Here is a 25,655-nt window from a genome sequence, read left to right on the forward strand (position 1 = left end):
TATAAATGATTTAAATTGTTCAGAGCAATGAGGGCATACTTTAACTTTGCCAAATTTATTCAAAGTTTTAGAAAATAGACTTATTTTTTTATCGCAATGTGGACACTTCAATGTGAATCCTCCTTATTAACCTAACAGCTTATTAGACCGAAAAACTAAGCAATATATAACACTTAGCATTCCTTGTTTATTTAAAATTATAGTCATCATACTTTACAACATAATAACAACACTAACATTTTATTGTTATTAAATATTTCAAAAGGGGCAACAACGAATCTTTCGGCATATTGGCAAAAGAACCGAACACCAGCTAAGCTGTATATAACAACAGTATATGGATTTTATATTATGGACGCTAAATCACCTTTTTTAATGAGTATCGAAGAGCATATGCGTAACTTAAGATACGCAAAAAGAACCATAGAAACTTATATTCATTGGATAAAGTATTTTATAAATTACTCAAATAAAACTCACCCTGCACTCATGGGGGATATCGAAGTTGAGAGATTTCTCAGTTATTTAGTTAATCAACAAAACGTTTCAACAGCTACCCAGTCACTTGCACTCAATGCATTAGCTTTTTTGTACAAAGAAATTTTAAAAAACGAATTAAGTTTAAAGCTAAACTTTAACTTAAGCCGCCGGCCTAGAAAATTACCTGATGTGCTTACACCTACAGAAGTTATGAAACTTCTATCAAAAATACCCTCACAACATCATTTATTAGTAAGCCTCTTATATGGTAGTGGTTTAAGGCTAATGGAAGCTATTCGCTTAAGGGTACAAGATATAGACTTCAATTATCACTGTATCGCAGTTTGGAACGGTAAAGGGAACAAACATCGTCGAGTAACCCTCGCCACTGAGCTTATACCTGAACTTTACCACCAAATTCAAAGGACTAATAAATATCATACTAGCGATATAGAAAATATTGACTATAGAGGTGTCTGGATACCAAATGCTCTTAATCGCAAATACCCCAATGCCGCAAAAGAATTCAAGTGGCAATATTTATTTCCTTCTGCTCGATTAAGTATTGAACCAGAATTCAAATACCTTAGTCGGCATCATCTCAATGAAAGTAGTATTCAAAAGTCAGTCAAAAAAGCAGCAAATCAATTGAAGTTAAATAAGATAATAACTTGTCATACTTTAAGGCATTCATTTGCTACGCATTTATTGCAAAGAGGCGCTGATATAAGAACAGTTCAAGAACAACTAGGGCACAGCGATTTACGTACAACTCAAATTTATACCCATGTACTTGAGCATGGAGCTAATGGTGTTCGTAGCCCTTTATCTGATTTACTATAACGTTAGTAATTTTTAATTTACTTTAAATGAGTACTATTTTCTACTTATACTGATAGTGTTTTAACGTTTTTATAGTTAAATAAACTGTCTTTATTATAATCAATTTATCAGAAAATACTCTTATTGGCATTCACGCTGTTAACTCAACTATTAATACTAACTTGCCGATATTACCATTTTCCAACATACGATGATGGGCTTTATTGGCATTTACCCATGAATAGCAAGTATCAATTACCGGTAATAACTGCCCTGCGCAAAGTAACTTGCCAAAGTCTTCTTTAAAGTTAGCCACTAATTCAGCTTTATAATCATTGCTCCTGTTTCGTAACGTTGAAGCTGTAATAGTGATTCGTTTTGAAAGCATCTTGCCTATGTCAATTTTTTCGCAATAGCGGCCTTGTAAAATAGACAGAATAACAATGTGACTATCCACTGCGGCGACATTTATATTTCTCTGTAAGTAATCTCCACCCACCACATCAATAATGACATTAAAGCCATCGGGAACGTTTGCTTTTTTCCATTGTTCAAAGGAGTTTTGATGGTAGTTAATTGCAACATCTGCACCTAATTTTAAACACGCTTGGCATTTTTCTTCACTGCCAGCGGTCACAACAACAAAACAGTCTTTTGCTTTGGCAAGTGTAATAGCAGCACAGCCAACACCACTGGCACCAGCATGTATCAACACTGATTGTTTAGGTTGTAACTGAGCAATTAAGAATAGACTTTGGTAGGCCGTTAGAAACGTTTCTGCGCAAGCTGCACCTTGTTCAAAAGTAAAAGTAGCAGGCAGATAAAATAACTGGCTAGACTTTATAACAACATATTCTGCGTAACCACCGCCAGCAACCAAACCAAAAACTTTGTCATTAGTTTTCCAGTTATTTACCGCACTACCACAAGCAACAATTTCACCACAAACCTCCAATCCTAAAATAGTAGACTCGCCTTTAGGGGCTGGGTAATTTCCTTGTCGCTGTAAAATATCGGCTCGGTTTACGCCAATAGCTTTTACACGAATTAAGCATTCATCACCTGAAAAATCAGGTACGGGTGTTTCAGCAAAAGTTAACTGCTCATCGCTTGTTACGTTGATATATTTCAAATAAACCTCTAAATTGTTAAACGCTTGTTTGTTTTTCGGGTGATTATCTAAACGGTAGATTAGCTAATCGCGAAAAAGTTATGTTGTTGCCATTTAACTTGTTTTTTCTCCATACTTACCACTTCAGCTTCTGGTGGTCCGTACGCGAGCCATGCTAACATTTTATCTACGTCTTTTTCTTCACCGCATATTAAAATTTCTACATCCCCATCTTCCAAATTTTTTGCATAACCACTTAAACCATAATCAATAGCGACTTGTTGGCTAGACGCACGAAAATAAACCCCTTGTACTTTTCCGCTAACATGGGCGATATAACTAACATTCATACTTATTGTTCCTTAACGTAGACTGAAATAACTTAACGTGAAGATTGCACCCGAGCTTGGCATTGACTACACTCTGCGCAATTTCATTTACCAATTCATTAAGTATAGTCACATGTCAGCAAGAATTTATTTAAAAGTAAGCCGAGAGAAGTCTTTATTACGAAAACATCCTTGGATATTTTCTCAAGCGATTAATAAAATCAAGGGAAATCCGATGTTAGGCGATACCGTTGATGTCTTTGATCACAAGGAAAAATGGCTTGCTCGCGGTGCTTACTCGCCAGAATCACAGATTCGAGTTAGAGTTTGGAGCTTTAATGAAAATGAAGAAATTGACAGTGAATTTTTTCGTAAAAAATTAATAAGTGCTCAATCTAGACGTGAATGGTTTATCAAACAAGGCGGTTTAACCGGTTATCGTTTAATTGCGGGTGAATCTGACGGTTTACCCGGTATAACTATTGATAAATACGATAACTTAATTGTTTGCCAACTATTAAGTGCTGGTGCCGACTTTCAACGTTATACCTTAGTTGAAGTAATTAAAGAGCTCTATCCTCAATGTAGCATCTACGAACGCTCTGACGTTGACGTACGTAAAAAAGAAGGATTAGAGCCAATCACAGGTTGGTTAACAGAGCCACTTGAGTCAACCGCATGTGTGATTAAAGAGCATGGTTTATCGATTAATGTTGATATCGCAAAAGGCCATAAAACAGGTTTTTATTTAGATCAACGTGATTCTCGTGTGACTGCAGGTCGATATGCTAAAAATAAATCAGTCCTTAATTGTTTTTCTTATACCGGAACATTCGCCTTACATTGTGCAGCAAATGACGCTAAAGAAGTCATCAATGTTGATGTTTCTCAATCGGCACTCGACTTAGCCGAAGAAAATATTGCCCTTAATAACCTGCAAGACAAGAATGTTTCTTTTGTTAAAGCCGATGTATTTAAGTTACTCAGACAATATCGCGAAGAAAAACGTCAGTTTGATATGATAATTTTAGACCCACCTAAATTTGTTGAATCAAAAGCACAACTAACTGGTGCATGTCGTGGTTACAAAGACATTAATATGCTTGCTATGCAATTACTAAAGCCAAACGGTATATTACTGACCTTTTCTTGCTCTGGTTTAATGGAAGCAAGCCTATTTCAAAAAGTAGTTGCTGATGCCGCTCTTGATGCTCGTCGCGAGGTGCATTTTGTTGAGCGCTTGCAACAAGCTGGTGATCATCCAATATCGAGTAATTACCCTGAAGGTTATTATTTGAAAGGCCTAGTCTGCCAAGTAAGTTAGTTCACTCTTTGTGACTGTCTTAAAATAAAAAACGAGCACTTAGTGCTCGTTTTTTATGAGTTTGTTTATTACCTAGTTAAGGCTCAGTCTTTAATCTATTTCGGCAATATTAATTCCAATTAAAAAGCACTCTTCACCCTCTTCGGTGACGCGTACTATTTTCCCTGAAACTTCCAACGGTTGAACATTGCTGCTCGCAGACCGCACACTAATTTTAACATGGGTATTAAGCTCTAAAGGATGCGTCATTTCAATCGCCATACCCGTTGCACTTAAGTCTCGACAAGTCGCTAATATTTGACTGTTCGCTTCATCGTCGATAATGGTCACGGTTACATCACTATTTAACATCATCCGATAGAAATCTCGTTTATCATCAAAGTTAACCATTATTACTCCATATTATTATTTAAATTTTTATTGTCTCTTTTATACCCATTGTAGTGTTTAGTGTCAAATTTCAAACTTGAATTGTTGATTAAATCGACTTAATCTGCTGAAATTTCTTTCAAATGATTTAAAATTCGCTTTGCAGAGACCGGATAAGCCGTCTTTAAATTTTGCGCAAATATAGAAACACGAAATTCTTCTATCATCCAGCGCACCGCTAAAACGTCATCAGCAATAGGCTTGCCTTTGCTCTGTTTGGCAAGCAACGCTAAATAAACATCATTTACTTTCGCAACCTCTAACATTTTCAATCGGTCTTGGTTGGGATCAACCGGCAGCTTTTCCATACGTCTTAACATCGCTTGTAAGTAGCGCGCAATGTCTTCTAATCGTTGATGACCAGAGGCGGTCACAAAACCTTTGAACACCAGTAAGCCAAGTTGTTCTTTAATGTCGGCTTGTGCTTGAATAACCTCTAAAGACATTCGACCTTTTAGTTTTTTCCCTATGTCATGGGTTAAGGTTAATACTTTTTCTACTTTTAACGCTGACACGAGCACACAGTCGGCAAGTTCAGCACGAACATGGTCTTTAGCTTTTTCAAAATCATTTTGGTTACGTGGTATGTCGCCATGCTCTTTCACCAAGTGCTGGCAAGCAGCGAGTATACAATCGTCTAATAAATCAGGTATTGAACCAAAAGGGTTAAAATATAGGCTTAACTTGGCTTTATTAGGCAAGTTTTGTTGTAGGTATTTAACTGGAGAAGGTATATTTAATAAAATTAAACGACTCACACCATTAACCATCGCTTGCTCAGCAAGACTTTCTTGTTCAAATAATTCTATAGCAACCGTTTTATTTTTATCAACTAAAGCTGGAAAAGCTTTTATGGTGATATTAGCAATATTTTTTTCATAGCCTTTGGGAATGTTGTTGAAATCCCAGCTAGTAATTTGTTCACGCTCTATTCCTTTATCAGCCACTTTCTTAATTGATGCTTTTACTTTTCCTTGCAAAGACGCTTGTAACTGCTCAAAATTACGACTTTGATTAATAAGCACACCTTTTTCGTCAATCACCTTAAAATTCATCGTCAAGTGAATAGGCAATTCAACATCTTGCCAAATATTTTCGGGTAAACGCACACCCGTCATTCTTAACAAATGTTTTTCAATAGCAGCAACTAACTTACCGTCTTCCTCACTAATCGCTGACAAACAAGCTTCTGCATAATTAGGAGCTGGTACAAAATTTCGTCTTAAAGGTTTAGGTAAGCCTCTGATCAAAGCAATAATAAGTTCTAGTCGCAACGCTGGAATTAACCAATCAAAATCCCGATTTTTAATTTGATTCAAAATACCAACAGGAATATGTAAGCTTATCCCGTCATCTATGTCACCTGGAGTAAAATGATAACTTAGCGGCAAGGTCAAATTACCTTGATGCCAAACATCAGGATAATCGCTGGCTGATAATACTTTAGCCGTTTCGTTTAATAAAAAAGCTTCGGTAAAATTAAGTAACTGAGCATTTTTTTGTTTAGACTTTTTCCACCACGACAAAAAACTACGTTGGCAAATAATGGTTTCTGGCAACTTTTCGTCATAGAACTCAACTAAACGTTCTTCATCTACTAAAAAGTCTTTACGGCGAGCTTTTTGCTCTAACTTCTCAATGCTCGCAACTCGTTGATGATTTTGCTGATAGAATTTTTCATTAAGGGTGCTATCACCATTGACTAATGCTTCACGAATAAATATCTCACGGCACGTATGAGGTTCAATATGATTAAAGCTGATCTTTCTTTTTGCAACTATGGTCAGGCCATATAGCATCACTTGTTCAAAAGCCATTACCGCACCTTGCTTTTTCTCCCAGTGCGGTTCGCTATAATTGCGCTTAATAAGATGTTCGGCTAAAGGCTCTATCCACTGTGGATCTATCTTTGCTACCATACGAGCAAACAAACGGCTGGTTTCAACCAATTCAGTTGCCATTATCCACTTAGGTGATTTCTTTGCGACACCCGACCCCGGAAATATGAAGAATCGGCTATTGCGTGCACCCTTATATTCTCTGTTTTCGTCAAGTTGCCCTAAATGACTGAGTAAACCTGACAAAATAGCTTGGTGAATAATATTGTTATTATTACTTTCTACTGGCTCAGTTTTTTTACTCACATCGGTATTATTAGCATCTAACGATGGCGGAGTATATTCCACTCGGCTCATCGGAATGTTTAAATCGCGCAGTGTATATTTAAGCTGACTAAAAATGTCTTGCCATTCACGAATACGCATATAAGCTAAAAACTCTTTTTTACACATGTTTCGAAATTGGTTATTAGTCAGCGCTTTTTGTTGCTGTTGAATGTAGTGCCACAAATTAAGCAAGCTGATAAAGTCAGACTCTTTATCTTTAAAGCGATTATGTTTTTCATCTGCCGCTTGCTGTTTTTCATGGGGACGTTCACGCGGGTCTTGAATACTTACCGCACTAACAATAATAAAAATTTGCTCAATGCAACCCAAATCAATAGCAGACAGAATCATTTTTGATAAACGTGGGTCGGTGGGGAATTTTGCTAGCAGCCGCCCCGCTTTGGTTAATACCACTTTGTTTTGCTGTTTTTCTATCGCCGCTAATTCTTCAAGTAATGAAACACCGTCATTAATATTTCGACTGTCCGGTGGCTGAACAAAAGGAAAGTCACTGATTTCGCCGAGATCAAGCGCCAGCATTTGTAAAATAACTGTCGCTAAATTAGTACGCAATATTTCAGGATCAGTAAATTCAGGGCGACCAAGAAAGTCCTCTTCACTGTATAAACGTAAACATATACCCGCTGAAACACGACCACAACGCCCTGCTCTTTGATTAGCACTGGCTTGAGAAATAGCTTCTATAGGCAAACGCTGTACTTTAGTGCGGTAACTATAACGAGAAATACGTGCGGTGCCCGGGTCAATAACATATTTGATACCTGGTACGGTTAAGCTGGTTTCTGCAACGTTAGTGGCAAGCACAATATTACGGCCACTGTGTGGTTTAAAAATTCTATTTTGTTCTTGTACCGTTAACCGTGAATATAAAGGCAACACTTGGGTGTATCGTAAATTTGCTCTTTCTAAAGCTAATGCAGCGTCTCGTATTTCGCGCTCACCATTGAGAAAAATAAGAATGTCGCCTTGGCTAATATGGCCAAGTTCGTCAACGGCTTGCAAAATACCACTAATGATATCGCTACTACTTACTTCTTCTGTTTCATCGTTATTTTCGCCATTAAGCGGACGATAGAGGATTTCAACAGGGAACGTTCGCCCCGATACTTCAATAATAGGTGCGGGTTTGCCGTCCGCTGAAGCAAAATGCTGTGAAAATCTTTCTGGGTCGATGGTTGCCGAAGTAATAATGATTTTTAAATCAGGACGTTTAGGTAATATTTCGCGCAAATACCCCAATAAAAAGTCTATATTTAAACTACGTTCATGCGCTTCATCAATAATAATCGTATCGTATTTTCGCAGTAAACGGTCATGTTGCATTTCTGCCAATAAAATACCGTCGGTCATTAATTTTATATAGCTATTTTCACTCACCAAGTCATTAAAACGGACTTTATAACCAACCGCGTCGCCTAATGTTGTCGATAATTCATCAGCAATACGTGTAGCAACTGTCCGCGCCGCAATACGACGTGGCTGAGTATGACCAATCATGCCGTCGATACCACGACCTAAAGCAAGACATATTTTTGGAATTTGAGTCGTTTTGCCCGAGCCTGTTTCACCCGCAATAATAATCACTTGATTTTCAGTTATCGCTTTAGCGATGACGTCAGAATTTTGTGATACCGGCAAATCTTCTGGATAGGTGATTTTTGGAACATTCTGAATTTTACGCTGCTTTTTTTCGATTGACTCATCAATATGGGCAGAAATTTGACTGAGTGATTTTTGCTTTTTGTCACTATCAGTGATTTTCTTGCTCGACATTAAGCGTTTTTTCAAACGAAACTGATCAGATTTAAAACACAATCCAAGGCGGCTAAAAAGCTTATCAATGTTAATAACCTGGCTGCGCTGAGATTCAGAAGAGGTAGTAATAGATTTTTCAGAAGACAAGGTTGACCCAAACAAAATAGCAAAAAATAATTTTACCAGCTTTATTAAGTCTGTACCACTTCAATCAAGTGGTACAAATAGACAGAGTAAGATTAACTGGGCTGACTAAGGTTTAAAGGTACTTCGAGTATATTGATCAATACCGTATAGAACATCATTACGACATATAGTACCCAGTAAAATACCATCTTCGTCTACCACTGGATAAACTTTAGGTTTATTCTGTAACATGCTTTGCGCAAGTTCTATGACACTGTCAGAGGGCTTAACTGATAATACTTCTTTGCGCATCAATGCGGCAACATCACTTACATGTTCATTATGATAAATAGTCTGTAGCATTGTTGCTAAAACATCACTTTCAGAGAGAAAACCAATAACACGATTATTACCATCGATCACTGGGCCACCAATTTGCTTTGTTTTTAAAAAGCGCAACGCCGCCTCTTCAACCACCATTTCTGAAGTAAAAGTAACTGGATAGTGGTTCATATAGTCTTTTACTTGGATACTCAACATAGTTATTACCTCACTAAAATCAAAAATAAAATGCCCAACCAATAAAAATAACTGTAGACGCTTTTATTTAATAAATCATGAATTTAGTGAAAATAGATTTTATTTTTAATAAACATCGCTTGATTAAAGTAAAGACAGTAAAACGGGATCCGGAGAATTTTTTATGGTGTTTGTTAAAGCATGATAGGAAAGCGAAAACTGTTTTCGTAAATGTGATTTTAAATGAGGTTTTACCGCGTTAGGTCTTATCGCTTTAAGCAAACAAAATAGCGCTAAAGCATGCACTGTTTCATTTTCTGGCAATGCCGACTGACGGTTTGCATTAGGGTTATTACACGAGCCACAGCCGCCTCTAAATTGATAAGCTGTGTTACTAAATATGATACCAAAGCCCATAAAACAAGCGATAACATCAACGGCTTGAGGAATAAACTCTTTGCCACCTGGTGGTAAACTAGTTTGTTGGACAATCAGAATATTCGCAAGGTTTTGTACAATGGACGAAATAAGATCTTGTGGCTGATTAACTTGATTTTCGCCATAAGAAAGCATGATCGGCTGTTGTTGAAGCTTCGCTGTATCTTCTTCACTTAACTTAGCAAAGGGCGTATTGTTACCACGACAATGGTCAACCATATTAAACGGTGGAATGGTTATTTGCTTAGTACCCGCAAAAAACTGCTCTGGTGTGATCAATATAATGGGCCACTGCTGCATACCGGCATAAGTGGTTGTTTGTTTAAAAATACTCAGTGCCATTTCATGAACACTCGTTACACTACCTTGATAAAATTGATTATTAGGTAATACAAGCTGACTATTATTTTTAAACTCTGCAACATCAAAATGTGTAAGCGCCCAAGAAAAAGTATCTAGGATCCATTGATGACTATCTTGATCAATGGCATCACTTACATCAATTTTACTCGCTGGTTTTATAATATTTAATAGTTTAGCTAGCATAACCAATAATTACTCAGTAAGTTGCGGTTCATCAGTTGTTTGAACAGCCGCTTCTTTTCCTTCTAAAAGCGCTCGTTCAGCTATTGAAACATAACGGGGCTTGTTACTGGTATGTAATTTAGCATTGGCTTTTTTCTGCTTACTTTTTAACGCGGCGTTTATTTTTTTCTTACGGTTCATTTTATTTTTCTATATTTAAATTTATAAAGCGTTATTTAACGCACAGTCCCTATCATTAAAATAGGCATTTATTACTTAAGTAATGGATGGTCTTCAGGTAATTGCTTTGCTATCCACATTGCTAATCGGTGTTTCATACTGAGCAAGTCTTCGCCATCAGCGGGCGAAGCTTGAATAAGTTTGTCATTAACCAATAGACGGTACAAGCTTTCAACCTTGTCTTTTGAAGCATTGGTAGCAGAAAAACCATTATAACCTCGGTTCATCGCATATTTTTCGCCAACTTCAATCGCTTTTTTTAATAAAGCAGTTTCATTTTTTAACTTTTTAGGTTTTTTCATTGGGCTTCTTTTATTGTGGCTTTATATCAAAGTAAAAGGCATTTAATTTACTGCCATCAAGGTCGATTCGTTATTTATAGCTTGAAAGTAACACTTTGGTAAAATGCTCGGTAGTAATTTCTTTTCCATGTTGAGTGATTAACCCCTCAAGATGAGTAATATCAGCCTCTAACGACGACATAGTGAGTGTATTGTCATCTAATAAATAAAGCTGCTTTAGGCTAGCATAATAAAATTTCAAAATAATTAATGCATTTTCATCACCATTAATACTCGCTTGTTTAATTTTTTTCAAACGACGATAAATAATATTCTGTGTTTGTTTAAGTTGCCAAACATAATAAATTTCATTAAAAAACGGGGTGTTTTTTAATTGTCTTAGTATCCCAGCACACGTTAACAATGCCAGAATGACGCCTAAAAAGTTATAACGAAAATTACTGGTTTGCTGGCCCGACTCTATCGCGGTATTAATACTCGTTTGAGCTATGGTATCAAGCGCTAAGGGCTCTGCAAATACTGCAATCAATATACCACCAAAAGCAATGGCTAATATTGCGAAGGTAACAATAAAACCAACAATCACTTGATTAAGCTTACTGCGATAAGCTTTTTTATCTATGTCTTTTAACGTCATGCTACAACTTAATTAATGGGTTACTAAAATTAAAAGGTTATTCTAACGTAATTTCTTTCAGTAAACCCTATTCTCTAGCTTTATTTTTTATAGAGGTCGATACCTGAATAGCGTGTTGTTTTTGTTGTGGCTCCTTGTCGCCAAACATTCGCTAAGGTAGCGATACTCAGTTTTTGCTTAGCCCGAGTAATAGCGGTATACATTAATTCCCTAGAAAGTAATTTATTATCAGATTGTTCCGGTAAGACCATCACAACATGCTCGAACTCACTGCCTTGAGTTTTATGAATGGTCATCGCATAAACGGTTTCATGCTGAGGTAAACGCGCCGGATTCACCCACTTATATTCGTTGTTTGCTTGCTCAAAAACAGCCATTAAATGGCCCGACTCATTTTTCCACAACAAACCAATGTCGCCGTTGTATAAACCTAGTGAATAATTATTAACATTGATCATAATAGGTTGCCCGCAATAGAGAGTCTCAAAAGCATTAATATCACCGCGTTTAATCAGTATATTTTGTACTTGTTCGTTTAACGACTCAACTCCCTGCTCACCAACACGTGTTGCGCATAAGATACGAAATTTTTGTAATTGTTTAAAGGCAGCAGACACTGTTTTTTGCGCAAAAATGGGCGCGTAATACTCACTAACGAATGCTGCTAACCAAGAACTGGCTTTACCTTCGAGTAAGCATAAGGTATCGCCAGACTGAAGCACGTCTTGGTGGTTATTATCTATGACTAGTTTTTCTGTTAATAATTGCCAACTTTCGCTAAAGCGGCCATTAATAACATGGCTCGCTATTTTTCCGATCCCACCTTCACCATCAAAACGTCTACTTTTGTCTAGAAACACCACGTGATCTGCGGCGAGGGTCAACCCTGATGATTTTGGCGATTTTTTCCACTGAGGTAAATTTACACATTGGCTAACTTGGCTTAAATATTGATGATTCTCAGGGCTGTAGCCACGATGTGGCTTAGGTGCTAAATCGTTAAGTACACTTCCAGCAGCAACGGATGGCAGTTGATCCGCATCGCCTAAAAGTATGATTTGGCAATGGCTAGGCAAAGCTCTAAAAACTCTTACCATTAACGCCAAATCGACCATTGACACTTCATCAATTAACAGCACATCAATATTAAGCAAATTATCTTGGTGGTGGCGAAAATTAACACTGTTAGGAATAACACCTAAGAGTCGATGCAGCGTTTGTGCCTCTTGCGGTATTTTTGATAAAACCGTTGCACTTATTTGTCCTGTAAATCCTTGTAAAGCATTAGTAACTGATTCAGATAAACGCTGAGCCGCCTTACCCGTTGGCGCTACCAAGGCTATCTTTAAATCTGCATTGGGCTTTTCATTTGAGCTTGAACTTGAGTTTAACATCACCAAAGCTGCTAACAACTTAGTCACCGTATAGGTTTTACCTGTACCTGGCCCGCCAGCAATAATACTCAATTTTTTATTAATAGCATTGGCAACCGCAACCATTTGCCAATCTATTTCATCGTTATCATCTGCTGACTTTTGCTGTGGAAAGAGTGTTGCTAAGCAGCTTTTAATATCAACGACGTTAAATGTTTGTACATTTAAATCCTTGGCTTGAGCACTTTTTGCTGAAATAAAAGTCAGTAGCTCTTGCTCAAAATGGTAATAACGACGTAGATACAGATTATTTTCATAAAAAACAATCGCGTGGTTATCTTCAGCCATAATAGACAAGTGTTCACATAGACTGACTAACTGTGGTTGCTCGGCAAAGGTAAAGCCGTTATGAGTAACAATACCTTGTTTATCGCAGCTATACCCAAAGCGCGTACTCGAGATAGTGGCTAAAGGTAAACAACTATGCCCTGCCCTAAGGCTTTCACTGAGGGCAAGCAGTAAGTGAAAAAGTTGTTGGTTGTCATTATTATTATGCTTGTCGCGATTAACTAGGCTTTGTTGAATTTCTTTTGCAAAAAAGTAGTCAACCGCTTCAATATTATTAAGCTGCTGTTGAGCATGACTGAACTGCTTATATAACACTGCCATATGCTTATTCAACTCCTAAAAACAATTGATCAAGTGCGGCAAGTTCGTGCGCCTCAATTTTTCGATAGTAAACACCATAATTGATGTGTTCAACTTGGTCGGTCATACCGCGTAAATATAAATAGTAAGTGCCACCAAAATGCTGTTCTACATCATAATTATCTAAGCTGTGACTTAAATAACGGTGTAAGGCTAACGCATAAATCAGGTATTGTAAGTCATAGTGATTTTTTTCAATATTCTCTTTCATTGCTTGCTGGTTATAGTCACTAAAATCATTGCCTAAGTGGCTGGACTTATAATCACAGATATAATATTTATTATTATGCTCAAAAATCAAATCAATAAAGCCGTGCATCATACCTTTTAGCTGCTGGTATGCCGGTAAGCGAACAATTGATTGCTGTGTTGATTGACTGTGCGTATTACGATGTTTTGACAATATCTGCGTTAATTTATCAGTACTCGCTGAGCACATTGGATAATAAAATTCACTTTCTCGCAGTGTTTTTGTTTGCTTTAGGTCAGCTAAGCTAAAAGGCTCGCTATTATCAATATCTAATGCGCGATTACCCAATGGCGAATTAATCATTTGCGCTAACCAACTCTGCAGATCTTCAGCTTGATAACCCGCGGTTAGTTCTCCATACTTTTGCAAGGGCCAATGCATAGCTTCTTGCCAGTCGGGGGCATTAAAATCAGTATGTTCTAAAATATCATGCAATAAATTACCTGTATGAGCCCCTTTTGCTAAATTAAAGCGTAATAAACTACTCGCTTGCATTGCACTAGACTGAAGGTCAGTCATGCTATTTTTTTCGAGTGGGTTATCACGATCAGGCGAAGAGACACCGCCGTGACGTAAATTTCGACTTAAGGCTGAAAATGAACTTAGCCACCAATCGCGTTCTATTTTACCGTTAAATTGAGCGACTTGGCCGGTTTTATCACTAACTTCAGCTAATGGCGCTTGTTGAGCAATAAGCTCACTGGCGTTTTCTAATGATGATAGGGTCACTAAACTGATGTTGTTAGGTTCATCATTAACAAGCTGGCGTAAGTTTTCTTCTATATCTTGCTGACTTTGCCACTTTAATGCCCTGCCCAATGGCGAATGCTCGGCTTTATCAAAAGCGGTTGTTAAGATATAACAACGTTTTTCTGCTCGGGTTACCGCAACGTATAATAGCCGAATTGCTTCAGCGTAAGCCTCATTAGCCATTGACTCCTTAGCATGGTCTGAGCCGTCTAAACTTAATTTGAGCTGGTGGTTTTCATCATGATACTCAATAAAGGTCACCGAGCTTGCACCGAACTTAAGTGGGTCTTTATGACGGGTGGCAAAAGGAACAAACACCACAGGGTATTCTAAACCTTTTGAGCCATGCTGGGTAATAATGCGTATTAAATTATCATCACTTTCTAAACGTAACTCGGCTTCAATTTCTGGGTCGTCAACCCGACTTTGTTGTTCAAGCCAATAAAGTAATTCTTGTGGTTGACGGTGTCGTTGACTGGCTGTTTGCAGTATTTCAAATAAATGCAATAAATTGGTTAAAATGCGATCTTGGTTTTCATCGGCGATACAAAAATGATCATGCATTAATTTTAATGCCATCGAAATAAAACCTTTATACAACCATTCATTACGTAGTTGCTCAAAATCAAATTTCAATGCTTGCCAAGCTAGTTCATTTTCTTGTAATTCACGATATTTTTCAGGATGATAGTCGAGTAAATCACAGGCAATGGCAGCACTAAAGTAGCGTTCATTTTCAACAAACAAGATCCCTTTTAGCAGCTGTATTAATTGCTCTGTTTGCTCACTTTTCATTAAGTTAGCGCGATTACTCATAAAGACTGACGCTAAATTAGCCTGTTCTAATGCTTGTTTTATATCACGTGCTTCAGCGCCATCACGCACTAAAATAGCAATATCTTTTGAGCTTAATTTATCGTTATTTTCGTTTGTAGGCGCGGCAAGTAAATTGATAATTTCATTGGCACACCAAGTGGCCATCACTGGGCGAAAACTTTGAGCAACCGATTTTTTTGCTTCTTCATCAACAAAATGCACAAATTGTAAGGCGTTATCGGTAACTGTTTTATATTTAATAAGTGCTGGCGGTGAAGCTTTTACCGGAACATAGGGAATATCGTAACCAAACACCCGACTATTCCCTTGAGTAACATCAACTTTATCAGTGATCGCTTCGCCGTAAAATAAGCGGTTATAGCCAGCGATCATCGCTGGTGTTGACCGCCAATTCGTATCCATTAACCACTGGTGGTCACAATCTTTTCGGGCAGATAAATATGCAAAAACATCGCCCCCTCGAAAACCATAAATCGCTTGCTTGGGGTCGCCTATCATGTATAAAGCGGCCGTACTTTGGTGATAATATATGGCTTCTAGTATCGAAAATTGTAAGGGATCGGTATCTTGGAATTCATCGACTAACGCCACCGGATATTGTTCAAATAGGGTTTGTGCTAGGACTTGTGCGTTATTGCTTTTCGCTTGTAAGCAATTGGCCAAGGTTGAAATAAGATCGTCAAAACTTAAAATATTGGCGGTGCTTTTTTGTTCTGTGATATTGGCACGTATTTGATAAATACCTTCGCGGACAATAACCAGTGCCTTGGCTTTTTCAATCTTTTTAGCCAGGGATTTCAATTCAGCTTTAACCATTTTTACGGGTTCAAATACCGCTAACAGTTCAATTTTACCTACCGAGCGCGCGTAACGCTTGCCATCAATAAAACCATCTGGCATTTTTTCATCAGCAACACGCAGATCTTTAGCAAGTCGATGTAACCATTGAATTAATGAGTCAAGCTCTTGTTGACGTTTTTCACGTTCACTGCCTTTTTTAACATCAATAAGGTACTGAGTCAGCAGTGGTATGTTGTTCTCAAGGTTATAAACCGCTTGCTGTACTAATTCGGTAAATAACTGCTCTATTGCAGCAACATTGACGACATCAAGCGCATTATGTTTACTAATGGCTTTAGAAAATTGGCTGAGAAAATTTAACGGATTTGGCCAAAACTGCATCACTTGCTTGAAGTGTTCAGGGCTATCTTTTGCCAATACTCGATACCAATCTTGGCAAGCTTGTAGCACTAAATCTTGGCAATTAGTTTCCATTTGCGCGTTAAAGGCGACACCACTAGCAAAGGCATGTTGGCTTAATACCCGTTTACAAAAACCATGTATGGTTAATATTGCCGCTTCATCTAAATATAACAATGCTTGGCGCAAACGTATCTTTGCCGACTTTTCATCAATGTGCTGACTTATCGCGCTAAAGAACTCATCGCTGACAATTAACTCGTCCCAATGGTTAAGCGCTTGGCGAATAAAACTATCGATACGGCCACGTAGTTCTTCGGTCGCATCTTTGGTAAAGGTCATTACCAGTATTTGTTCAACGGGTAATTGCTTTTCGAGTAATAGCCGTAAATACAAGCGAGTGATATTAAAGGTTTTACCGGTACCGGCACTGGCTTCAATTAAGTGCTTACCCTGCAACGGGATCTGATGAGCAATAAGATTATTCATCTTCATTTTATTTGCTCCTGAGCTTGCCACATCGGTTGATAAAGTGCGATGAATGTTGATTGGTACTCGGAAAATTCAGGACATTGCTGCCAGAAATAGTGCATATAAGGGTCTTGTCCTAGGGGTTTTACCACGCTAAGCATACTGCCACTGTCAGACCATATTTTTTCAAAACTACTTTGCGTAAAAGCTTTAGCTTTAAAGAATTTTTCAATCAATTCAGTATTAAGTAATAAAGCTTGCTGTTGCCCTTTAATATAGGTCTCAACAATAAAAGCGAGTTGTACGTGGGCATTGTCTATTTTACTAAAACGGTACTGTGTTGGTTTTTGATTTTTGGTATCAAAATAAAAACCTTTAGTGACATTCACCTGCGCAAGCATATTTTGCTCTTCGGTTAAATGAGCCGCATTTAAGTTCGAGGTATTTGCTTGCCAGCACTGCATAATAATTTGATGTAGATAAAGGCCAAACAAGTCTTTGCCTTTTGCCGAAGAGCTGCGATAAAACATTAAGCTGTCCGCTTGCACCGGGAAATTAGCACTGAGGGTAAAATGACTGTTATTGGTAAGCACCACATCAAGCTCGGTATTGATAAACGTTATCGGTAAGCTGTCGTTGGTTAATTGGCTTTGACTTTGAATGAACTCACTAAAGGTTTCACTGTCATCACGCCAGCGCTCTAGACTATCATGGGTACTGGGTAAATCAGGAAAAACGCCACTCACCCCTGCCGCACTTACCGCAGAAGAGATCTCATCTTCGCTGCTACCCACGAGATAAAGTGCTAACAGCTGTTGGCGTAACAAATAACTCTGCAAGAAGTTTTCACTGAATGGCTCAGTATCATCAAGTTGTGTTTCGTGGTTTTCAAAGAACAACTGTAAGTGTCGTTGAGCAAAGGCTTTTGCCGGATGCTGAAAAAAGCGGATCAGTTCATTAATATCGACAACTTGCGGCTCATCATCAACAATGCTCGTATGTGGCAACAATAAAACATCGCTTTGTTGGTTTTTTTTAGCTGATTTAAGTTTCAACCAATTAGGGTCAAAGCTTTTAAATTTGCCTAAATAATTATACTCGCTGAATGCTTGCATCGGTAATTGTTTAATATCTGAAGATCGATCACCATTATCATTTTCTTCATTGCCAACCTCAGCATTATGTAATTGCCAGCCATAGCCTGCTTCTAAATATTCCATCAATTCTTTGAGGACAACCGAAGGCTGTTTTTCATTATTATTACGAATATTACGGCCTTGATAGCTTAAATATAATGCCTTTCGCGCTGATATAATGGCTTCTAAAAACAAGTATCTGTCGTCACCACGACGCGATCTGTCACCCAATTCGCTTTTACTACTCGCCATAAGATCAAAACCTAGCGGTTGGCGTTGTCGAGGAAATTCGCCATCGTTCAAGCCTAAAATAGCAATCACTTTAAAGGGAATACTGCGCATCGGTAACATCGAGCAAAAGGTGATTTGCCCAACCATAAATTGCCGACCGGGATCGGGCTGACTAAAATGATTTGTCAGAAAGTCACGTACCACACTCAAACTGATATTGGGCTGATAATTAGCATGTTGACAGTATTCGGCCAAAGAGCCAATTGCTTGGTCAATAACGTTAAAGGCCATTTCGTCGGTTACTTCAAAAAGACTATTTAACATCGTTAATAAAAATTGTTGCCACTGATTGGCTGATTTATCTTGGCCAAGTTGCTGAGAAAAATACTGTAATTGCTCGATAATCAACATTAACTTACCCAGTAAAATGGCATCGTTGCCCTCGACATGGGGTAAATACAGCTGTTCATCTACGTATATTGAACGGTCAGAAAAAGCAAAGCCACGCATTAATCGCGACAAACCTTGTTGCCAGGTAAAAGCATTATTAACTTCGAGGCTATGCAAGACCTGTTGCTTATGTTGCTGGTCAACGCCCCAGTGCACACAAGCTTGCTCAAGCCAAGCAGACATTTTGTCTAGCTCTTCAAGACTGATTGAAAATTTATTTTGCATGGCAGGTAAACGTAACATGCCAATGATTTGGGAAACTTGAAAACGACTATCGGGTAAACTCAGTAATTGGGTAAAAGCGGCCACAACGGGCTCTGCATCTTTGCTGACCCGGTCGGCAATAGAACAAGGTAATGGCGGGATTTTATCCGCTAAGTCTTGCCAGCCTCGTGCAAATACAGCACTAACATAAGGGGCGTATTGTTCAACTTGTGGGCACATCACTAATACATCTTTGGGGGTTAAGGTTTTATCATCATTGAACTGATGCAGTAACCAGTCGTGCAAGCCTTGCACTTCACGTAATGCGCTGTGTGCGCTGGTAAAAACAATCGAGTTATCTTGTTGGTTTTTGGCGGTGCTTCTTTGATCAGTTAACGTCAAAATGTCTTGTTGAACTTGCTGCAAAACCGATATATTTGCTGCTCCATCACTTTGTTCAACCGCATCAAAAACTTCAATATTTACCGTTGAATAATCGTTAAGCAAGGCCATAAACTCGCGGCCCTGTTGACCTAAATTAGCCAGCAAAGGGTTACCAACATTTACGGTAATGTCATCGTGCCCGACGACCCATTTTGAGAGTAAATTAATCGCTTGTTTTTCTGATTGTATATCGCCCCAATAATCAAAACAGGGATTAAGATGGAAAAAATGTACATCAAGATGTTCACTTATCGCTTCAATAAATGATAACCACATTGGCGCCATCGCATTGATACCAAAAAAAGATAAGCGCGGTGGCAATAAGTGCTTTTTGCTAACAATATTTTTAATGGCTTTATTGACTAACTCAAGTGGATTATAACTTTGCTCTTGCGTTAACAATTGCCATAATTTTGCTTGCCATTTTTCAACGGCTAACGCTTGTTCTTTGTTAACAAAACTTTGGCTGCTCTTACCTTGATGCCAATCATTAATCCACTGCGGCCTAAAAATCAAATATTGCTCATATAAATCAGCTAATTGACAAGCAAGTTGATAGCGTTTTAAGGTTTGCTGTTCGGTAAAGATTCTTGGCTTGTCTTGCTTTATTTTTTCAGATTCACCAACAGATCTATTAGCTAAATCATCTTCATCAATAGTTGCCCCTAACCAGTATTGGCTTGCACTGGAAAAATCAGGGTCTTGTATAACAACAGCACTGCCAAGTAATTGATCTATTCGCCATGAAAGCACTTCACGAGAGAACGGCGATTGGTCGGGTACATCTTCATCGCTGGCCATGCTTCTGACCAGTTTCCATAAAAACTGTGACGGCAAGGCATAACTGATATTCATGCTGATACCGCGTTGCTGGGCTAACGACATATTAAGCCAATGCTGCATACCGGCATTTTGCACAACAATCATTTCTTGGCTGAAAATAGGAAGTGGTGAAACCTGTTGGATTTTATCGAGAAGTGCTAATAAACTTTCCATTTTATTAGCCGGATAAAGATAGAACAATATGAAAGCCTTAGGTGCAATATTTTCTGCCTAAATTTAAGCATAACAATACCAATAAAGCTATAAAAAACAGCTAAGTTATTGTGGTAAAACAGCTATTTTTATTGAATAAAGTCTAGATGCCTTTGAAAATATTCACCTAAAAAAGGCACTGAATATTTTTCACCTAATATTGCATAATAGATAGCCATTAACCAGATAACAAATACAAAAATGCTGACTGCCCAACCTATAAGAGGAATAAAAGACAAAAGCGTAAAAGTTAACACTAGGCCTAAAGATTGTTTTAAATGAAAAGTAGAAAAACTTGACCGATTACCACTATACAGCAGTATCGCAATACACCAACCAATAACGGTAAAGTAACTGATCACCGCGGCAAACTTTGCCATGTCGAAATTCGATTTACTCGGTATATGAAAATTTCCCATAGCCAAATACTCAAATGAAGTCATACATTAAGATTAGTTAAAAAAATGCCTTTCAACAAACATATAAACGATTAACTTTTATTAGTTTGCCTTAAATAAACACTTTCCATAAAAATATTTGATGTTTTCCTTATCATTATTGACCTTAATCAACAAAGACTTACCCCAAGTTGTGACATGCTAATTCATTGTACCGCCTTAGATAGAAACTTTTCTGACAAAGTTAGATATCTCTACTGACTACCACTTACACAAACAGGATATTGGGCATAGCTAATGGACATAGATTTTGACGAAATCACCTATTTAAAAAATCCAGGTTCTCTTTTACTAAAAGCCGATTGTATACAGTTTTTAATGACATTGACCGGGCCTACAGTGATTGATATTACCGGCAGCGATCAAGGTAAATTTCGGGTATTTACCACACTATTGCATGGCAATGAACCTTCTGGGTTAATTGCCATACATCGTTGGTTAACGGCTAATGAGCAACTCCCTGTGCCAACAACCAATGTCCGCTTTATTATTTGTTCGGTTGAGGCCGCTAATATTTCGCCGTTATTTAGTCGGCGTTACCTTGATGGCGGTAAAGACATTAATCGCTGTTTTTCTGGTGATAAAATTCCAGATTGTGGCTTTTGTCAGCGAGCTTTACTAATAGAGAAAGCTATAAAGGAGGTGAATCCAAAACTTCTCGTTGACTTGCATAATTGTGCTGGGTCTGGACCTGCTTTTGCTGTAGCACCGATGATAACGCCAGAAGTATTATCAATAACGTCTTATTTTTGCCAGACCCTTATATTATCGGGTTTGCAATTGGGAACATTAATGGAACGAAAGTTTGATTGTCCAATGATCACGGTAAAATGTGGCGGTAGTAAGGACGAACAGTCCCATCATGTTGCTTACCAAGGTTTAAAACAGCTGACCTTAAATAAACAAGCTAAAACCTTTCAACAAAATAGAGCGGTTGATATTATTTATCGACCATTACGCTTGGAGTTAAAACCACACACCCCTTTAACTTACGGCGATCACGATGAGGGCTTTAGTGGTGTTTGTATAAAATCAAATATTGAACAACTTAACTATGGTATTTCTCGAAAAGATCAAATGTTAGGCTGGGTTGATGACAAAGGACTTGATAATTTTGTTCTCATTGACGAACATGGAAATAATGTTATTGATGGCCATTTTAGCTGTCGTAAAAACATTTTAAGCTGTGCCGTTGATTTACGCATTTTTATGGCAACAGAAAATAAAAACATCGCTTTAAATGATTGTTTATTTTACGTGATAAAAGTTTAGTCAATGCCCCTAAGATTAAAGGATAAGGTTTGTTTGGAGCTGGATAATAAAAACAGTGCCCTAATAAATAGGGCTAAATAGTTCCAAAAGTGATGATGCTCTTTTTGACAAAGACTAACCTAGTGCTAACCAAAACCCTACCCCGGCCATAAGTGTTCCTGCTATTCGATTCATAAGTTTGACGTTATCTCCCTTCGAGAGAAAAATTCTCAGCGTTTTACCACCACTTGCATATAACATCATACAAGTAAATTCTGAAACCATGATCACACCAACTAAAACCATTAACTGAGGAGTTATTGCCAATTGAGTATTAATAAACGGTGGTAGAAGTGAAACCATAAAAGCCCACCCTTTAGGATTTGAAATAGCGGTGAACAAACCTTGATTAAATAAGGTAAGTCGACCTATATTCGCAGGCTCTTGGGCACTGCTTAGCGACATTCGCCCCTTTGATAACCACATTTGAACACCAACATAAACCAAATAGGCTCCGCCGATATATTTTACTACAGCAAAGACATCAGGATATTTAAGCATGACTGAAGCAACACCAACAACCGCTGCAATAGCGACAGCAGCAACACCAATCAGTTCTCCAAGCATCATCCACAAGGTTCTTTTTACACCAATACTCATGCCGAGTGTTAGGGCTAATGTCATACACATACCAGGGGTAATACTGACAAAGAAGAATGTTGGTATAAATATAACTAAAGTGGTGTAATCAATCATCAGGGTAATTATTTAAGTAAAGTTTGGCATAGCTTATCAGAAGATATAATTGAACTAAAAGCGACTCGACTGAAAATCGATAAAAAAGCTTGTTTGTTGTTTATCATTATTCTCTGATTTTTTTTCTACTGTTAGCCATAACCGCCAAACCATATTATTTTCAGAGCAGCTACCTAACATTGTTTCTGCAACAAAATAATTTTGCTCAGTGGTGATGTCTTTACTAAAGAACAAGGGTATTTTACCCATAAACATTGTTTTTCCTTCCATGTAGCCAACGACACTATATAAATCTTTAGGGGAAAAGTTATCATTAAGCAAATGATCTTTTTTAAGTTCAACCCGTATACTAAAAGGGTGTTCTGTTAGCACTTTCCCAACATTAAACTTAACTGAAATCTTGCCAAAAATGGTTTTCGCTTCACAGATGCTTTGCGAAGTTAAACATTCAAATGGCAAACTCACTTGTTGAGACTTTTTTGGGGCGTCACAGCTGACAATGCTGACTAAAAAAAAAGCGATAAATAGCCTTTTATAATTTAAATTTTTAATGGGACAGTCTCTCTTTGATGCTTTATGTATATTAATCGTACTAAGCTTTAAAATATTATTGATCTACAACAAATTTCACTGCATATTCTAATGACTTTTCGATGCAATATTATTACTATATACGTGAGATTTTTTATCGCTAGATGAAGTTTATATTTTCAATTGTAACTTATCATTTGCGCTTAGTTTTTTTAATCATAAAAAATCGTTTTACGTTAACAATTATAACTGCGGAAACCATAACATGTCTCAAAGTAATGCGTCATCAGTAGACTACAATTTTGATGTTGTACGTCAATTTACTGTAATGACAGTAATATGGGGAATTTTCGGTACCCTTGTTGGTGTTCTAATTGCAGCTCAATTAATTTGGCCTGCGTTGAATTTCGAAACACCTTGGTTAACCTACTCCCGTCTTCGTCCACTTCACACTAATGTAGTTATTTTTGCATTTGGTACAAGTGCCTTATTTGCTACCTCTTATTATGTGGTTCAAAGAACCTGCAAAACAGCATTGTTTGGTGGCAAACTTGTTTCATTTACCTTTTGGGGCTGGCAATCAGTTATTGTGCTCGCTGTTATCACGCTTCCTATGGGCTACACCTCAAGTAAAGAATATGCTGAATTAGAATGGCCAGTTGATATTTTAATTGCCATTGTATGGATAAGCTACGCTATAGTCTTCTTTGGGACACTCGTTAAACGTAAAACATCGCATATTTATGTTGCTAACTGGTTCTTTGGTGGTTTTATACTAACTGTTGCGGTATTACACATTGGTAATTCAATGGTAATTCCTGTTTCTATGATGAAGTCTTACTCTATCTACTCAGGCGCTATTGATGCGATGATGCAGTGGTGGTACGGACATAACGCCGTTGGCTTCCTATTAACCGCTGGTTTCCTAGGTATGATGTATTACTTCGTGCCCAAACAAGCTGAACGTCCAGTTTATTCTTATCGTTTATCTATTGTGCATTTTTGGGCATTAGTTTCTTTATACATTTGGGCTGGCCCACATCACTTGCATTACACGGCACTACCTGATTGGGCTCAGTCTGTTGGTATGGTGATGTCTATCGTATTATTCCTGCCTTCTTGGGGGGGGATGATTAACGGTATTATGACGCTTTCTGGCGCATGGCACAAACTTCGCCATGACCCGATCCTTCGTTTCTTAATTGTTTCATTGTCTTTCTATGGTATGTCTACCTTTGAAGGTCCTATGATGGCAATTAAATCTGTAAATGCACTTTCTCATTACACTGACTGGACTATTGGCCATGTGCATTCTGGTGCTTTGGGCTGGGTTGCTATGGTGTCAATTGGCGCTATGTACCATTTGATTCCGGTGCTATTTAATCAAGGTCGCATGTACAGTATCAAATTGATCAACGTACATTTCTGGCTACACACAACAGGTATTGTTCTCTACATAGTTGCTATGTGGATTTCAGGTGTCATGCAAGGGTTAATGTGGAGAGCGGTTAATACCGATGGTACGTTAACTTATAGCTTTGTAGAAAGTTTAACTGCATCATATCCATTCTACTTTATGCGTTTTGTTGGTGGTCTATTCGTTGTGGCTGGTTTCTTATTGATGGCTTACAACATGTTCAAAACTATCTATGCTGAAGACGAAAGTCTAAAGCCCGTAGCCATAGATTAGGAGGCTAACGATGAAAAATAAACATGAAAAATTTGAAACAAATGTTGGTTTGTTTGCTATTTTCACTATTCTCGCAATAAGTATTGGCGGCTTAGTTGAAATAACACCGTTGTTCTTTCAAAAAGCAACGACAACACCGGTTGACAACCTCAGACCTTATACCGCTTTAGAAATGGAGGGTCGTGATATTTATATCCGTGAAGGTTGTAATGTATGTCATAGCCAAATGATACGACCTTTTCGCGCTGAAACAGAGCGATATGGGCACTATTCAGTTGCTGGTGAAGGCGTATGGGAACATCCATTCTTGTGGGGTTCTAAACGCACAGGTCCTGACTTAGCTCGTGTTGGTGGTCGTTATAGTGATGATTGGCATCGTGCACATTTACTTGACCCTCGCTCAGTAGTTCCCGAGTCAAATATGCCTTCGTTTAGCTGGTTAGCTGAAAACAAGTTAGATGGCAAGTTAACCGAGAAGAAATTAGCTACTTTTAATTTCTTAACGCGTAATCGCAGCCATAAAGATGAAGAAGGTAATCGTATCCCGTTATATTCAGCTGCAGATTTAGCCGGTGCTAAAGAGGCTGTTAAAGATAAAACGGAAATGGAAGCTCTTATTGCTTATTTGCAATCTCTTGGTCATGCGTTGAAATAATG

The 25,655-nt window shown here is 38.0% G+C and carries 21 protein-coding genes; 6 read left to right on the plus strand and 15 right to left on the minus strand.

Translation table 11 applies throughout. The features are described 5' to 3' along the window. Nucleotides 1-351: 351 nt before the first annotated feature. Nucleotides 352-1,323 carry an integron integrase gene (locus H4J67_RS15340; protein WP_182204273.1) on the plus strand — a complete coding sequence of 324 codons (972 nt, stop codon included), beginning with the start codon at nucleotides 352-354 and terminating at the stop codon, nucleotides 1,321-1,323. Nucleotides 1,324-1,453: 130 nt separating this feature from the next. Here the strand turns inward: H4J67_RS15340 and H4J67_RS15345 are convergent, their stop codons facing one another. Further along, complete coding sequence (locus H4J67_RS15345) at nucleotides 1,454-2,434, minus strand: NAD(P)H-quinone oxidoreductase (protein ID WP_182170711.1); 981 nt, start codon at nucleotides 2,432-2,434, stop codon at nucleotides 1,454-1,456. Between the two features lie 59 nt (nucleotides 2,435-2,493). After that, complete coding sequence (locus H4J67_RS15350) at nucleotides 2,494-2,763, minus strand: acylphosphatase (RefSeq protein ID WP_182170708.1); 270 nt, start codon at nucleotides 2,761-2,763, stop codon at nucleotides 2,494-2,496. 112 nt (nucleotides 2,764-2,875) lie between these two features. On the opposite strand from H4J67_RS15350, the gene H4J67_RS15355 reads away from it, so the two are divergent. Beyond that, nucleotides 2,876-4,066, plus strand: coding sequence for a class I SAM-dependent methyltransferase (locus tag H4J67_RS15355; RefSeq protein WP_182204241.1), 1,191 nt, complete (start codon nucleotides 2,876-2,878; stop codon nucleotides 4,064-4,066). 42 nt (nucleotides 4,067-4,108) lie between these two features. Further along, nucleotides 4,109-4,189 (plus strand): hypothetical protein, encoded by an 81-nt coding sequence (locus tag H4J67_RS21295; protein WP_404842802.1) that lies wholly within the window; start codon nucleotides 4,109-4,111, stop codon nucleotides 4,187-4,189. Here H4J67_RS21295 and H4J67_RS15360 read toward each other — a convergent pair. The 11 genes from H4J67_RS15360 to H4J67_RS15410 all read right to left on the minus strand — a co-directional run bounded on the left by H4J67_RS15360 (nucleotide 4,157) and on the right by H4J67_RS15410 (nucleotide 20,731). Next, nucleotides 4,157-4,456 carry a PilZ domain-containing protein gene (locus H4J67_RS15360; protein WP_182204243.1) on the minus strand — a complete coding sequence of 100 codons (300 nt, stop codon included), beginning with the start codon at nucleotides 4,454-4,456 and terminating at the stop codon, nucleotides 4,157-4,159. The two genes, H4J67_RS21295 and H4J67_RS15360, sit on opposite strands and share 33 nt — an antisense overlap. 98 nt (nucleotides 4,457-4,554) lie before the next feature. Next, entirely contained in the window at nucleotides 4,555-8,529 is a 3,975-nt protein-coding gene (hrpA, locus tag H4J67_RS15365; protein WP_182204275.1) for an ATP-dependent RNA helicase HrpA, read from the minus strand. Nucleotides 8,530-8,688: 159 nt separating this feature from the next. Beyond that, entirely contained in the window at nucleotides 8,689-9,102 is a 414-nt protein-coding gene (locus tag H4J67_RS15370; RefSeq protein ID WP_070376723.1) for a CBS domain-containing protein, read from the minus strand. A 123-nt stretch (nucleotides 9,103-9,225) separates the two neighbouring features. Further along, nucleotides 9,226-10,065: a hypothetical protein gene (locus tag H4J67_RS15375; RefSeq protein ID WP_182204245.1), complete on the minus strand. Its 840-nt coding sequence runs from the start codon at nucleotides 10,063-10,065 to the stop codon at nucleotides 9,226-9,228. A gap of 9 nt (nucleotides 10,066-10,074) precedes the next feature. Continuing rightward, a complete protein-coding gene (locus tag H4J67_RS15380; RefSeq protein WP_182204248.1) occupies nucleotides 10,075-10,245 on the minus strand; it encodes a DUF2986 domain-containing protein in 171 nt (56 codons plus the stop codon). A gap of 71 nt (nucleotides 10,246-10,316) precedes the next feature. Continuing rightward, a complete protein-coding gene (locus tag H4J67_RS15385) occupies nucleotides 10,317-10,586 on the minus strand; it encodes a DUF5062 family protein (protein ID WP_070376721.1) in 270 nt (89 codons plus the stop codon). 70 nt (nucleotides 10,587-10,656) lie between these two features. Then, nucleotides 10,657-11,223 carry a DUF3087 family protein gene (locus tag H4J67_RS15390; RefSeq protein ID WP_182204249.1) on the minus strand — a complete coding sequence of 189 codons (567 nt, stop codon included), beginning with the start codon at nucleotides 11,221-11,223 and terminating at the stop codon, nucleotides 10,657-10,659. Nucleotides 11,224-11,303: 80 nt separating this feature from the next. Further along, nucleotides 11,304-13,265 (minus strand): exodeoxyribonuclease V subunit alpha, encoded by a 1,962-nt coding sequence (recD, locus tag H4J67_RS15395; RefSeq protein ID WP_182204250.1) that lies wholly within the window; start codon nucleotides 13,263-13,265, stop codon nucleotides 11,304-11,306. A 4-nt stretch (nucleotides 13,266-13,269) separates the two neighbouring features. Next, nucleotides 13,270-16,836 carry an exodeoxyribonuclease V subunit beta gene (gene recB, locus H4J67_RS15400; RefSeq protein ID WP_182204251.1) on the minus strand — a complete coding sequence of 1,189 codons (3,567 nt, stop codon included), beginning with the start codon at nucleotides 16,834-16,836 and terminating at the stop codon, nucleotides 13,270-13,272. After that, on the minus strand, nucleotides 16,833-20,300 hold the full coding sequence (gene recC / locus H4J67_RS15405) for an exodeoxyribonuclease V subunit gamma (protein WP_259368632.1): 3,468 nt from the start codon (nucleotides 20,298-20,300) through the stop codon (nucleotides 16,833-16,835). The genes recB and recC overlap by 4 nt, the downstream gene beginning before the upstream one ends. A 101-nt stretch (nucleotides 20,301-20,401) precedes the next feature. After that, nucleotides 20,402-20,731: a hypothetical protein gene (locus H4J67_RS15410; RefSeq protein WP_182170684.1), complete on the minus strand. Its 330-nt coding sequence runs from the start codon at nucleotides 20,729-20,731 to the stop codon at nucleotides 20,402-20,404. 276 nt (nucleotides 20,732-21,007) lie between these two features. Between H4J67_RS15410 and H4J67_RS15415 the strand changes: the two genes are divergently transcribed. Then, nucleotides 21,008-22,042, plus strand: a complete 1,035-nt coding sequence (locus H4J67_RS15415) for a succinylglutamate desuccinylase/aspartoacylase family protein (RefSeq protein ID WP_182204252.1) — start codon at nucleotides 21,008-21,010, stop codon at nucleotides 22,040-22,042. A gap of 114 nt (nucleotides 22,043-22,156) precedes the next feature. Here H4J67_RS15415 and H4J67_RS15420 read toward each other — a convergent pair whose 3' ends face one another. Further along, nucleotides 22,157-22,777, minus strand: a complete 621-nt coding sequence (locus tag H4J67_RS15420; protein ID WP_182170678.1) for a LysE family translocator — start codon at nucleotides 22,775-22,777, stop codon at nucleotides 22,157-22,159. A gap of 54 nt (nucleotides 22,778-22,831) precedes the next feature. Beyond that, a complete protein-coding gene (locus H4J67_RS15425; protein ID WP_182170675.1) occupies nucleotides 22,832-23,242 on the minus strand; it encodes a hypothetical protein in 411 nt (136 codons plus the stop codon). 331 nt (nucleotides 23,243-23,573) lie between these two features. Here H4J67_RS15425 and ccoN point away from each other — a divergent pair, with 331 nt between their 5' ends. Beyond that, on the plus strand, nucleotides 23,574-24,998 hold the full coding sequence (gene ccoN, locus H4J67_RS15430; protein WP_182170672.1) for a cytochrome-c oxidase, cbb3-type subunit I: 1,425 nt from the start codon (nucleotides 23,574-23,576) through the stop codon (nucleotides 24,996-24,998). A 10-nt stretch (nucleotides 24,999-25,008) separates the two neighbouring features. Then, on the plus strand, nucleotides 25,009-25,653 hold the full coding sequence (gene ccoO / locus H4J67_RS15435; protein WP_182170669.1) for a cytochrome-c oxidase, cbb3-type subunit II: 645 nt from the start codon (nucleotides 25,009-25,011) through the stop codon (nucleotides 25,651-25,653). Nucleotides 25,654-25,655: the final 2 nt, after the last annotated feature.

The sequence above is a fragment of the Colwellia sp. BRX10-4 genome, assembly GCF_014077465.1.
In the GTDB taxonomy this organism is placed as follows: Bacteria; Pseudomonadota; Gammaproteobacteria; order Enterobacterales; family Alteromonadaceae; genus Colwellia_A.

Bases quoted from the DNA above. Each gene is read 5' to 3' on its own strand.
- H4J67_RS15385 (WP_070376721.1), bottom strand. From the start codon at position 10,586: ATGAAAAAACCTAAAAAGTTAAAAAATGAAACTGCTTTATTAAAAAAA.
- ccoN (WP_182170672.1), top strand. From the start codon at position 23,574: ATGTCTCAAAGTAATGCGTCATCAGTAGACTACAATTTTGATGTTGTA.
- H4J67_RS15360 (WP_182204243.1), bottom strand. From the start codon at position 4,456: ATGGTTAACTTTGATGATAAACGAGATTTCTATCGGATGATGTTAAAT.
- H4J67_RS15410 (WP_182170684.1), bottom strand. From the start codon at position 20,731: ATGGGAAATTTTCATATACCGAGTAAATCGAATTTCGACATGGCAAAG.
- ccoO (WP_182170669.1), top strand. From the start codon at position 25,009: ATGAAAAATAAACATGAAAAATTTGAAACAAATGTTGGTTTGTTTGCT.
- H4J67_RS15390 (WP_182204249.1), bottom strand. From the start codon at position 11,223: ATGACGTTAAAAGACATAGATAAAAAAGCTTATCGCAGTAAGCTTAAT.
- H4J67_RS15420 (WP_182170678.1), bottom strand. From the start codon at position 22,777: ATGATTGATTACACCACTTTAGTTATATTTATACCAACATTCTTCTTT.
- H4J67_RS15380 (WP_182204248.1), bottom strand. From the start codon at position 10,245: ATGAACCGTAAGAAAAAAATAAACGCCGCGTTAAAAAGTAAGCAGAAA.
- H4J67_RS15355 (WP_182204241.1), top strand. From the start codon at position 2,876: ATGTCAGCAAGAATTTATTTAAAAGTAAGCCGAGAGAAGTCTTTATTA.
- recD (WP_182204250.1), bottom strand. From the start codon at position 13,265: ATGGCAGTGTTATATAAGCAGTTCAGTCATGCTCAACAGCAGCTTAAT.
- H4J67_RS15340 (WP_182204273.1), top strand. From the start codon at position 352: ATGGACGCTAAATCACCTTTTTTAATGAGTATCGAAGAGCATATGCGT.
- H4J67_RS15370 (WP_070376723.1), bottom strand. From the start codon at position 9,102: ATGTTGAGTATCCAAGTAAAAGACTATATGAACCACTATCCAGTTACT.
- H4J67_RS15350 (WP_182170708.1), bottom strand. From the start codon at position 2,763: ATGAATGTTAGTTATATCGCCCATGTTAGCGGAAAAGTACAAGGGGTT.
- recB (WP_182204251.1), bottom strand. From the start codon at position 16,836: ATGAAGATGAATAATCTTATTGCTCATCAGATCCCGTTGCAGGGTAAG.
- H4J67_RS15415 (WP_182204252.1), top strand. From the start codon at position 21,008: ATGGACATAGATTTTGACGAAATCACCTATTTAAAAAATCCAGGTTCT.
- H4J67_RS15375 (WP_182204245.1), bottom strand. From the start codon at position 10,065: ATGCTAGCTAAACTATTAAATATTATAAAACCAGCGAGTAAAATTGAT.